The following is an 11,905-nucleotide window of genomic DNA, read 5'->3' as shown; positions in this document are numbered from 1 at the left end:
CGGCGGGCGCTTAATCGAGCATGGCGCGCAGCGGCTGCTTGAGCAGCTTGCCGCTCGCCGTGGTCGGAATCACGTCGACGGTGCGGAGCTCGGCCGGGCGCTTGTACGGGGCCAGGCTCTCGCGCAGGTAGGTGTCCAGCGCCTTGCGGTCAAGCTCGGCGCCGTCCTGCATTTCAATGAAGGCCACCACTTCCTCGTTGCCGTCGCCGGTGGTGCGTCCGACCACGGCCGACTGGCGCACGCCCGGGAAGGCATTGATCACAGACTCGACCTCGATCGGGTAGACGTTGAAGCCGGAGCGGATGATCAGGTCCTTGGAGCGGCCGGAGATAAACAGCGCGCCGTCGGCATCCAGGTAGCCCAGGTCGCCGGTATTGAGCCAGCCGCCGGGCAGCAGCGCCTCGGCGGTCTGCTCGGGGTTGCGGTAGTAGCCCAGCATCACGCCCGGGCCGCGCACGCGGATCTGGCCGCGCTCGCCGGCGGGAAGCAGCTTGCCTTCGGCATCGGTGATCTCGATCTCGACGCCTTCGACGATATAGCCGGCCGAGCAGTCGGCGCGCGGGGCTTCCATGCGCGTGATGAAGAGCGAGCCGGCGTATTCGGTGATGCCGTAGCCATGGTGCAGCGCCTGGCCGAACAGGGTTTCGACCTCGCGCTTGAGCGTGGGGTCCAGCGGCGCGCCGCCGGTATAGAGGTAGCGCAGGCGCGGATAGGCGCCGGGCTTCGCGCCGACGGTGGGCGCCACCGCCATGATGCGCGTGAACATGGTCGGCACGCCCTGCAGGATGGTGACGCCGGGCGATGCCAGCGACTCGAACACTTCATTGGCGTCGAAGCGCGGGCGCAGGAACAGGCTGGCGCCCGCATACAGCGTGGCCATCAGCACCGTGGCAATGCCGAAGATATGCGACATCGGCAAGGCGCCGTAGGCCACGTCGGCCGGGCCCATGTCGCGCGAGGTGGCAGAGATGCGCGCAAACTGGGTCAGGCCCGCATGCGGCACCATCACGCCCTTGGGCGCGCCAGTGGTGCCGGAGGTATAGATCAGCGTGGCGACGCTGCGGGCCAGCCCGGCCGGCTCGCGCTGCGGCGCGGTGGCCGCGCGCACCACCCGCATGCCAGCGTCGAACACCGGGCAGCCGGTGGCCTGTGCGCCCAGCCGCTCGCCGTGCGCCGCGGCCACGTCGGAGACATGGCCGGTGAACAGCACCAGCGCCGGCTGCGCATGATCGCGGATATTGTCGATCTCGCGCGCGGACAGGCGCGCATTGACCTGGATCGGCCAGGCATGCAGCAGGCTGCTGGCGAACAGCGTGACCACCATCTCGTTGCAGTTCTCGCCGACCACCATCACGCGGTCGCCCTCGCCCACGCCCCGCGCCGCCAGCCAGTCGCGGGCGGCCTCGATGCGCCGCCACAGCTCGCCGTAGCTGATGACGGCGCCGTTCTCGTGCAGGCACGGCGCGTCGGGCGTCTGCGCGGCCCAGTAGCGGGGGATGTCGTGGATGTATTCGGGGCGGAAGGAAGACATGGTGCTGGTGGGTCTCTCGATGCAGGCTGACTCGGATATGCGGCGGAATACACCCGGCCACATGAAACTGGCTGCATCAGTTTGCTGCAAGCCCCGTGCCGCAGCCATTTGGAATTCACTAAGGCCGTGTTCGTCAACGCCACTGGCCAGCCGCAGTTCGCCCCGCCACCACCCGGCGCAGGTGGTTCCGCCTCCACGAAGGACGGCTTTATCATTGATGAAGCAAAGAATCGCGCCCGGCCCCTACAATCGGCCGGCACAGTGAGGGCCGCCGCTTTGACGCACTGCACAACCAGACAGGGCAAGAAGCGCCGCGCGGCCCGCGTACCACAGGGGACATTCAGATGGATTTGCGTTTCACCGCCGAGGAACAGGCCTTCCGCGAGGAGGTCCGCGCATTCGCGCAGGCCAGCCTGCCGGAAGACATCCGCAACAAGGTTCTCAACCACCAGCGCGTGGAAAAGGACGACTACATCCGCTGGCACCGCATCCTGCAGGCGCGCGGCTGGGGTGCGCCGACCTGGCCCAGGCAATGGGGCGGCACCGGCTGGACCGCGCTGCAGCGCCTGATCTTCGAGATCGAGACCTTCCGCGCCGGCGCGCCGCGCCTGCTGCCGTTCGGCCTGACCATGATCGGGCCGGTGCTGATGAAGTACGCCAGCCCCGAGATGCAGCAGCGCTTCCTGCCGCGCATCCCCAATATCGACGACTTCTGGTGCCAGGGCTACTCCGAGCCGGGCTCGGGTTCCGACCTGGCCTCGCTGAAGACGCGCGCGGTGCGCAAGGGCGACAAGTACATCGTCAACGGCCAGAAGACCTGGACCACCATGGCCCACTTTGCCGACTGGATCTTCTGCCTGGTGCGCACCGACCCGGAGGCCAAGGCCCAGGAAGGCATCTCGATGCTGCTGATCGACATGAAGTCGCCCGGCGTGACGGTGCGCCCGATCAAGACGCTCGACGGCGGCCATGACGTCAACGAGACCTGGTTCGAAGACGTGGAAGTGCCGGTCGGGAACCTGGTCGGCGAAGAGAACCGCGCCTGGACCTATGCCAAGTACCTGCTCGGCCATGAGCGCACCGGCATTGCCGGCATCGGCCACTGCCACCGCGAGCTGCGCCTGCTCAAGCACTACGCCAGCCAGGCCACCGACGGCGCCGGCCGCCCGCTGATCGAAGACGTGCGCATGCGCGACAAGATCGCCCGCGTCGAGATGGACATCATGGCGCTGGAAATGCTGCTGCTTCGCGTCGCCACGCAGGCCGCCGGCACCCCCGGCCCCGAGGCCTCGATCGTCAAGATCCGCGGCTCCGAGGTGCAGCAGGACCTGGGCATGCTGATGATGGAAGTGGCCGGCCCCAACGCCTGGCCGTATTCGCCGGACTGGCTTGAGCCGGGCGCGACGCAGCCGGTGGCGGGCCCCGACTGGGCCGCCCCTGCCGCCTCCACCTACTACGACATGCGCAAGACCTCGATCTACGGCGGCGCGACCGAAGTGCAGAAGAACATCATCTCCAAGATGATCCTGGGTTTCTGAAGGGATAGCTGACATGGACTTCACCTACAGCGAAGAGCAACAGATGCTGGCGGACAGCCTGCGTCGCTTCATCGATACCGAATACACCTTCGAGGCCCGCCGCAAGAGCGCGCGCGCAGGCGAGAGCCTGGATCGCGGCGTGTGGAACAAGCTCGCTGAAATGGGCGTGCTGGGCCTGACCGTGCCGGCCGACTTCGGCGGCTTCGGCGAAGGCCCAGCCAGCCAGCTGGTGGTGCAGCGCGAACTGGGCCGCGGCCTGGTGCTGGAGCCGGTCACGCCCAGCGGCGTGATGGCCGCGGCCATCCTGGCCGCCCACGGCAGCGCCGCGCAGAAGGAACAATGGCTGCCCGCGATCGCCTCGGGCGAGCGCATCGTCACGCTGGCCTACCTGGAGCCGACCACCCGCTACCGCCCGGAATCGGCCCGCGCCAGCGCCGAGCGCAGCGGCGACGGCTACGTGCTCAACGGCATCAAGAGCGTGGTCTGGCACGGCGCCGCCGCCGACGCCTACCTGCTGACCGCGCGCGTGGCCGGCAGCAATGAGATTGCGTTGTTCCTGGTGCCGCGCGACAGCAAGGGCCTGGGCGTCACCGCCTACCCGACCGTCGACGGCCTGCGCGCCGCCGACCTGTCGCTGCAGGACGTGACGGTGCCGGCCGACGCGCTGGTGGGCCAGCCCGCCGACGGCCTGGCCGCGCTGGGCGTGGGCCTTGAGCACGGCGTTGCCGCGCTGTGCGCCGAGGGCGCCGGCGCCATGGAAAAGCTGATCGAGATCACCGCCGAGTACCTGGGCACGCGCCAGCAGTTCGGCAAGCCGCTGGCCAGCTTCCAGGCACTGCAGCACCGCATGGCCGACATGCTGGTGCAGAAGGAGCTGGCACTGTCGATGGCCTACGTCGCAGTCCAGGCGCTGGACGAGGCCGATCCCGCCGCGCGCCGCCGCATGCTGTCCGCGGCCAAGGTGACGCTGGCCCGCGCCGGGCGCTTCGTCGGCCAGCAGGCCGTGCAGCTGCATGGCGGCATGGGCATGACCGATGAGCTGTCCGTGGGCGACTACTTCAAGCGCCTGACCATGCTGGACCAGTTGCTGGGCGACAGCGACTACCACCTGCAGCGCTTCGGCGAAGTGATGGAAGCCTGACCCTGGCTGCGGCCGCTGGCCGCATGCTGGCGCGCGAGGCCGGGCACTTGCCCGGCCTCGCGCCGTTTAAGTCCCCCTACCCCCGCCCCCCTTCCCGTACCACCCCGGTACGCTCCCGCAATCCTCGCGGGATGCTGGCACGCCACCCGGATTGTCCCCGCCCCCTCCGCCACGCCGGGCGCTAGGGAAATCCACTAGTCCGTTCCAACGATTCCCCGCCGCCGCGCCATCACTACGCTGTCACCACAGGCACAGGCACAGCCGGCGCCGGCAATTCCTCTTTACAAGGAGCGAGACTTCAATGAAATCCAGCACAAGACAACTGATACGCGGTGGCCTGCTGCTCACCAGCATGGCCCTGGCGGCGGCATCGTGGGCGAAGGCCACCCCGGAGGAGCTCAAGCAACTGGATGGCCCCCTCACGCCGATGGGCGCCGAGCGTGCCGCCAGCAAGGACGGCGAGGTCCCGGCATGGTCCGGCAAGTGGCTGGGCACGCCGGCGCATGTCAAATACCAGCGCGGCGAACGCTACCCGGACCCGTATGCCGATGAGAAGCCGCTGTTCGTCATCACGGCGCAGAACATGGCGCAGTATGCCGAGCGGCTTAGCGACGGGCAGAAGGCGCTGTTCAAGAAGTATCCCGACACCTTCAAGATGCCGGTGTACCCAAGCCATCGCGATTTCCGCTACGAGGACGCGGTCTACAAGGACATCCGCACCTACGCCACCACCGTCAGCATGACGAGCGATGCCAACGGCCTGAAGGAAGCGGGTCCGCAGGTTCCCTACCCGATTCCGAAAACCGCGATGGAGCTGTTGTGGAACCAGCGTTTCTCGTCGGCCATCGGCACCGAGAAGGCTCAGTTCGACCAGGCCGTGGTGTATCCGAACGGCTCGATCGCGTGGGGGCGCGTCTCGTACAGCATCCTGTCGCCGCGCAACAATGGCAAGTTCGACCCGCGCAGCGCCCTCAACGAGCGCTCCTTCTTCCGCACCGCCACCGACCTGCCGTTGCGTGACCGCGGCCAGGTGATCGTTGGCTACGCGGTCTGGGACCAGGAGGGTTCCGACACCAACCGCACGTGGATCTACAACCCGGGCACGCGGCGGGTGCGCCAGGCGCCGGAATTCGGCTTTGACCAGCCCCAGGGTCCCGGCGGCTTCCGCACCGTGGACGACGACCGCCTCTTCAACGGCTCGGGCGAACGCTACAACTGGAAGATCGTCGGCAAGAAAGAGATCTTCGTCCCGTACCACAATTACAAGCTGCAGAGCACTTCCGTCAAGTACAAGGAGCTGCTCACGAATGGCCATGCCAATCCGGACGCGATGCGCTATGAACCGCATCGGGTATGGGTACTGGAAGCCACGCTCAAGTCCGGTTTCCGGCACCAGTATGCGAAACGCGTGCTGTATCTCGACGAAGACAGCTGGCTGGCCCTGGCGGCCGACAACTACGATGGCCGGGGCCAGTTGTGGCGCACCAATCTCCAGGCCTCGGTGTACGCCTATGATGCACGCCGCTACTATCCGACCACGGTGTTCTACCATGACCTGATTTCGGGTGCCTACATGGCCGACCGCCTGACCAACGAAGGCCCGATGGCAACGCTGAACAACAGCCCGGAATTCAACGAGGCGTTCTTCTCCCCGGACGCCGCGCGCGGGTCGGGTACCTGATCCCATCGTGATATCCGGCCGGGCGCAGCCTTTGGCGCCCGGTCGCGCTCCCCTCCCCGCCCTGAACTGCCCCCAGAAGTCGGAGACGACTTTTGGGGGTTTTTACATGGCAAAGCCCAGCCGCTCCGATTGCAACCCGGGCTGCGCCGAGTGCTTCTACCTCGAAAAGAAGGCCCTGTATCCCGGCGAACGCGAGCGCCGGATGCAGGACGATGTCATGGTCACGTAAGTCCGGAGCGCCATCGAACAAAAATGGGGCATCCGCCGCGGCTCGCGGCGGATGCCCCATTGGCCAGGAGATCAGAAGTTCAGCGGTCGCTGCGCGGCACCCAGGCCGCCGTCGATGAACACCACGTTGCCATGGATGTAGGCAGCGTGCGGCCCGCACAGGAACGCGATCAGCGCGGCCACCTCTTCAGGCTGGGCGCGGCGCCCAAGCGGCGGCAGGAAATCGCGAATGGCATCGCCATAGCGCGGATCCTTCAGCCCGGCCTGCAGCAGCGGCGTTTCCACCGCCCCCGGCGCGACCACGTTGAGGCGCACGCCGGCCTGTCCCCACGCGGCCGCACGTTGCCGCGCGGCCGCCGCCACCGCATGCTTGGAACTGGCATAGGCGATATAGCCAGCCTGGTCCCGGGTGGCTTCCGCCGCCGCGGCGGCCGCCACCATCGTGCACACGCCTGGCTCATCGCCGGCAAGGTAGGCATCACGCAGCGGGCTGCCCTCCCAGGACTGGAGCGTGGCCGAGTTGGACGACACCACCACGGCGCACGGATCCGAGCCCTGGCGCAGCGCCTCGAACAGGCCGTCCAGCAGTGCTACCAAGCCGAAGTAGTTGACCGATGCCACCAGCGTTGCGGGTTCGACATGCGGGCCCAGGCCGGCGCAGCAGACCAGCCGGTCGATGCGGCCGCCTGACCGCGACAGTACGGCGTCGATCGCGGCAGCGCGGCCCTGCGGGCTGGACAGGTCGGCAACGATGTCGGCATCGCGCAGGTCGATGCCGATGACCCGGCAGCCGTCGGCGAGCATGCGCTGGCGCACGGCCGCGCCCATACCGGACGCGGCTCCGGTAATGACGACGGTTTTCATGGTGCGAGGTTCCGTGGAGGTTGCCATCAGGCCTCGAACACATGCCGCAGCGCCGGCGGTTCGATATTGCCCGGGTTCAGCTCAAAGATGCGCCGTGCCACGCTGGACGGCCGCACCTGCTCCACGTCGGTGTAGAACTGCTGGTACCAGTCACGCATCTGGTAGAGGGGCCCGTCGCCTTCGCACAGCAACGGGTTGTCGATGCGGATCTTGCTGTCCCAGATCGCCACGTCCTCGTAGAAGGCCTGTTTGGCCTGCTCCACATAGGCTTGCGCCATGGCACGGTTCTGTTCCTCGGACAGCCCCGGGATCTTCTTCACCAACACGCCGTAGCGCAGCGCGAAGCTGTTGAGGTCGATCGGCACATGGCAGTTGAGCAGGATCGAGTGGATCTGCTGGTCGCCCATCTGTCCGATCATCTCGGTGATGTGGTATGCGGGCCCGAAGTACGTGGACAGCGCCGTCAGCTGCGCATCGCCCGAGAGCCGGGCACTGCGCCCGATCATCAGCTGCGTGGCCTTGTGGTCTTCGAACAGGTTGGCAAAATAGTCCACCGGCGCGCCATGGACCGTGCCGAAATGCGCCATGTCGGAGATATTGTCGACCAGCTCGCGGCAATTGGTGCGGATCAGCATCTCGTCGATGGCCCAGTCCGACCAATCCGAAGAGAAGCAGGCATCGATGCGCGGAATCGCCACCTCGGGGGGTGCCGGGCGGCCTTCGGGATCGTGCCAGATGAAGAGCAGGTGGTTCTGCTCGCAGGTCTCCCAGGCGCCGACGCGGGCCTTGGGCGGCACCCGCTTGCAGTAGGGAATGGACTTGCAGCCGCCGTCGCCGCCCCACTGCCAGCCGTGGAACGGGCAGACCAGGTTGTCGCCCTGCACGGTGCCGGTGCTCAGGTCTGCGCCCATGTGCGGACAGTAGCCGTCGATCACGCGAATCGCGCCGGTCGAGTCGGCAAACGCCGCCAGGCGCCGGCCGAAGATATTCAGCGTGTGCGGCACGCCGTCGCGGTAGCCATCGGCCAGGCCGAGGCAATGCCAGCCGCGCGCGTAGCGGGCCTCGAGCGGGCGTGATTCGATCTTGTAGCCGGTCTTGTAGCCAGTCTGGTTGCCGTCAGCGGTCATGGCGTCTGTCTCCTTGAATTCCCGTGGGACCTTCAAGATAAGAGCGTCTGGCCGGCGGCTCATCGTCCCATCGGACTACTGCAGCGCGGCAATCTTCGTCAGCGCCGGGTCATTGCCCGGGCCATGCACGCAACTGACACCGGCCGGATCGTAGATCCGCGCCACGCAGCCATTGCAGCTGTCACAGGCCGAATGCGCCACCGCGCCGCTGCGCCAGTTGGCGACCAGTGCGGGATCGTGGATCAGCGCGCGCGCCAGCGCGATGCAGTCGAAGCCCTCTTCCATCAGCTGCGCGACATTGCCGATCGACTTGACGCCGCCGATATAGGCCAGCGGCATGCGCACCGCCCGCCGCACCACGCGCGACGCCTCCAGGAAGTACAGCTCGCGAAAGGCCAGCGCGCGCGGCGTGCGCTTCTCCAGCATGGTGATGCCGAAGCGCGCCACCGCGGTCGGTGCGGCGGCCTTCATCTGCGCCGTGGGCATGGGGCTGCCGAACAGCGCCCACGGGCTCTCGACGTTGCGCCCGCCGCTGAGGGTCAGCAGGTCGGCGCCTTCCGCCTCCAGCAGGCGCGCGGTCACGGCGGAATCCGCGGGTTCGTTGCCGCCCGGCACGCCGTCGCTGACGCTCAGCTTGCAGCAGACCGCCAGCTCGGCGCCGACCGCGTCCTTCACCTGGCGCAGTACCGCGGCCGGAAAGCGGGTGCGGTTCTCCACGCTGCCGCCGAACGCATCGCGCCGACGGTTGCTCAGCGGCGACAGGAACTGGTTGAGCAGGTAGCCGTGCCCCATGTGGATTTCCACCGCGTCGAAGCCGGCTTCGCGCGCCAGCCGCGCCGCGGCGGCAAACTGGCCGGCAACGCGCGCCATGTCCGCCTCGCGCATGGCACGCTGGAAATACACGCCATGCAGCATGCCAAAGGCATTGAGTCCGGATGAAGCACTGCCCGGCGCGCGGCTGCCGCCATGGCGCATGGTGGTGAACGAGCCCGCATGGGTGATCTGCAGGCAGGCCGCCGCGCCTTCGCGATGCACGGCATCGGTCAGCACGCGCAGGTGCGCAACCTGCTCCGGGCGCATGCTGAGCTGGTGCGAAAAAGTCAGGCCGTCGTCGGCCACCGCCGCATACGCCACCGTGGTCATGCCCACGCCGCCCGCGGCAAGCTCGCGGTGGTGCCTGACCAGCGCCTCGGTCGGCAGGCCCTGCGGCGTCATGCCCTCGTTGGCGCCGGCCTTGATAATGCGATTGCGCAGCGTGAGCGGGCCGATGCGGACCGGCGTGAATGCCGCCGCCGCGTAAGCCTGGTGATCGTGCATGCTGTCTCTCCGGGTCATCGGCCTTACACCGCGTCGGATTTCAGGGCGTGCGCCGGCGGCACCGTCTCGCCGCGCGCGGCGCCACCGGCACCACCGGCGGCCACGCGCGCACGCTCTTCTTCCTCCACCCCCAGCCAAGCAGCCAGCGCCGGCAGCAGCGACACTGCGCCGAACAGGTTCACCAGGAACATGAAGGCCAGCAGGATACCCATGTCGGCCTGGAACTTGAGCGCGGCAAAGGCCCAGGTGCCCACCCCGATGCACATCGTCAGCGCCGTGAACAGCGCCGCCGAACCGCGCTGGCGCATGGCCTCGGCAAAGGCCTGCGGCAGGGCCTGCCCTTCCTCGCGGATCTGGTGCTGGATGCGCTCATACAGGTAGATGCCGTAGTCCACGCCGACGCCCACGCCCAGCGTGATGACCGGCAGCGTCGACACCTTCAGCCCGATGCCAAGCCGCGCCATCAGCGCATTGCACAGCACCGACACCAGCGTCAGCGGCACGATGATGCACAGCACCGCGCGCCACGAGCGGAACGTCAGCAGGCATAGCAGCGTGATCGCACCGAAGATCGACAGCAGCATGGTCACTTCGGCTTCTTCCACGGCCTCATTGGTGGCCGCCATCACGCCGATATTGCCCCCGCCCAGGCGGAACGCCACGTTGGGGGTCTTGTCGGCGGCGGTGAAGCGGCGGATCTCGCGGATGATGTGGGCGATGGTGGCGCCCTCATGGTTGGCGGTGTAGATCAGCACCTGGATGGCCTGGCAGTTCGAGGTATTCATGCCGTTGTCCGGGTCGAAGGCCTTGGCGCCCTGGCTCAGGCCCTCGCTGCTGCGCGGCAGCGCCTCCCAGCGCGGGTTGCCCTCGTTGTAGGCGCCGATCACCACCTTGGCCAGCGACGACACGCTCACCACCGACTGCACGCCGGACACGCCGCGCATATGCATCTCGAAGCGTTCCACCGCACTCATCACCGGGTAGTGCAGGCAGCCGTCGTCGAAGCCGGTGGGTTCCACCACCACGGTCAGCGCATCCGAGCCGATGTTGTACTGGCTCACGATGCTGGCGCTGTCGCGGTTGTAGCGCGAATCCGCGCGCAGTTCCGGTGCGCCGCTGCCGACATCGCCAATCTTGAGGCCGCGCGAATCGATGGCGCCGGCCGCCAGCAACGCGAGCGCGGCAACGAACACGCCCAGCGCCGGGCCCGGACGCGCCAGCGCGCCGAACTTCTGCCACAGCCCGCCGGTTCCGTGCGCGCGCCGGGCCTGCGCCGATGCCAGCGCCGACGGCTCCAGCCGCGTGTACGACAGCAGGATCGGCAGGAACACCTTGTTGGTCACGATCATCAGCAGCACGCCCAGGCAGGCGGTGATGCCAAGCTCGCGCACGATGTCGATCTCGATGCGCATGATGACCATGAACCCGAGCGCGTTGGTCAGCAGCGCGACCGTGCCGGGGATGAACAGCTTGCGGAAGGCCGCGCTGGCGCTGTCCAGCGCACCATGTCCCTGCACCACCTCTTGCTTCCAGGCATTGGTCATCTGCACCGCGTGCGAGACCCCGATCGAAAAGATCAGGAACGGCACCAGGATCGACATCGGATCGATGCCGTAGCCCAGCAGCGGCAGCAGGCCCAGCAGCCAGGCCACGGGCAGCAGCGCCACCACCAGCGACAGCAGCGTGATACGCAGCGAGCGCGTGTACAGCCACAGCAGCAGCGCGGTCACGGCGAAGGCCAGCGCGAAGAAGCCCATCACGCCGGCGATGCCCTCTTCCACATCGCCCACCAGCTTGGCAAAGCCGACGATATTGACCTCGACGTCGGTGCCGCTGAAGTCCCCGCGGATCTTCTCCAGCTGGCGCGCGACCGAACCGTAGTCGATGGTCTTGCCGGTGGCCGGATCGGTCTCGCGCAATTCCGCGCGGATCAGCGCGGACCTCAGGTCGTTGCTGACCAGGCGGCCGATCTGGCCGGAGCGCGCCACGTTGCGGCGCACCTTGTCGAGCTCGGCCGGCGTGCCGGAGAAGCGCCCCGGCACCACCACGTCGCCGCGAAAGCCCGCCTCCGTCACCTCGGTGTAGCGCACATTGGGCGTGAACAGCGAGAACACGCGCGAGCGGTCCACGCCGGGGATGAAGAACACGTCATCGGTGGCGCGGCGCAGCTTGTCCATGAAGGCCGCGTTGTAGATATCGCCGTCGCCCTTCCAGCGCAGGCTCAGCAGCACCGTATTGGCACCGGAAAAGGTGCTCGCGTACTTGGTGAACACCTGCATGAACGGGTGCTGCAGCGGGATCATCTTGTTGAAGCCGGGATCGAGCCGCAGCCGCGTGGCCGAGGCGCCCAGCGCCACGGTCACGGCCAGGCACAGCACCAGCAGCAGGCGGCGCCGGTGCATCAGCAGGCTGGCGCAGGCATCGACAAGGCGGCCCAGGCGGCCGGAGGAATGGGGGCGGGTCATGATCGTTCTCGCA

9 protein-coding genes are annotated in these 11,905 nt (G+C 67.7%); 4 read left to right on the top strand and 5 right to left on the bottom strand.

From position 1 onward, the window contains the following. Positions 1-10: 10 nt before the first annotated feature. Positions 11-1,531 carry a class I adenylate-forming enzyme family protein gene (locus AC1Q6V_RS18860; RefSeq protein ID WP_454750732.1) on the bottom strand — a complete coding sequence of 507 codons (1,521 nt, stop codon included), beginning with the start codon at positions 1,529-1,531 and terminating at the stop codon, positions 11-13. Positions 1,532-1,875: 344 nt separating this feature from the next. On the opposite strand from AC1Q6V_RS18860, the gene AC1Q6V_RS18855 reads away from it, so the two are divergent. The 4 genes from AC1Q6V_RS18855 to AC1Q6V_RS18840 all read left to right on the top strand — a co-directional run bounded on the left by AC1Q6V_RS18855 (position 1,876) and on the right by AC1Q6V_RS18840 (position 6,120). Further along, positions 1,876-3,069 (top strand): acyl-CoA dehydrogenase family protein, encoded by a 1,194-nt coding sequence (locus AC1Q6V_RS18855; protein WP_010813959.1) that lies wholly within the window; start codon positions 1,876-1,878, stop codon positions 3,067-3,069. A gap of 13 nt (positions 3,070-3,082) precedes the next feature. Continuing rightward, positions 3,083-4,210, top strand: a complete 1,128-nt coding sequence (locus tag AC1Q6V_RS18850) for an acyl-CoA dehydrogenase family protein (protein WP_010813960.1) — start codon at positions 3,083-3,085, stop codon at positions 4,208-4,210. Between the two features lie 301 nt (positions 4,211-4,511). Beyond that, on the top strand, positions 4,512-5,891 hold the full coding sequence (locus tag AC1Q6V_RS18845; protein ID WP_010813961.1) for a DUF1329 domain-containing protein: 1,380 nt from the start codon (positions 4,512-4,514) through the stop codon (positions 5,889-5,891). A 106-nt stretch (positions 5,892-5,997) separates the two neighbouring features. After that, complete coding sequence (locus AC1Q6V_RS18840; protein ID WP_439672495.1) at positions 5,998-6,120, top strand: hypothetical protein; 123 nt, start codon at positions 5,998-6,000, stop codon at positions 6,118-6,120. A 71-nt stretch (positions 6,121-6,191) separates the two neighbouring features. On the opposite strand, the gene AC1Q6V_RS18835 is transcribed toward AC1Q6V_RS18840, so the two are convergent. From AC1Q6V_RS18835 to AC1Q6V_RS18820, 4 genes are all read right to left on the bottom strand, one after another. Next, complete coding sequence (locus tag AC1Q6V_RS18835) at positions 6,192-6,983, bottom strand: SDR family oxidoreductase (protein WP_454750733.1); 792 nt, start codon at positions 6,981-6,983, stop codon at positions 6,192-6,194. A gap of 26 nt (positions 6,984-7,009) precedes the next feature. Continuing rightward, positions 7,010-8,110, bottom strand: a complete 1,101-nt coding sequence (locus tag AC1Q6V_RS18830) for a 3-ketosteroid-9-alpha-monooxygenase, oxygenase component (RefSeq protein ID WP_010813964.1) — start codon at positions 8,108-8,110, stop codon at positions 7,010-7,012. 75 nt (positions 8,111-8,185) lie between these two features. Continuing rightward, positions 8,186-9,364, bottom strand: a complete 1,179-nt coding sequence (locus tag AC1Q6V_RS18825) for an NADH:flavin oxidoreductase (protein WP_412459411.1) — start codon at positions 9,362-9,364, stop codon at positions 8,186-8,188. Between the two features lie 86 nt (positions 9,365-9,450). Next, the gene (locus AC1Q6V_RS18820) at positions 9,451-11,892 is read right to left on the bottom strand and encodes an efflux RND transporter permease subunit (protein ID WP_058697833.1); all 2,442 of its coding nucleotides are present in this window, start codon (positions 11,890-11,892) and stop codon (positions 9,451-9,453) included. Between the last annotated feature and the right edge of the window lie 13 nt (positions 11,893-11,905).

This window comes from Cupriavidus sp. GW823-FHT07B10 (assembly GCF_058794355.1).
Note: the sequence above shows the minus strand (reverse complement) of the source record. Positions and strands in the feature narration are given on the sequence as shown.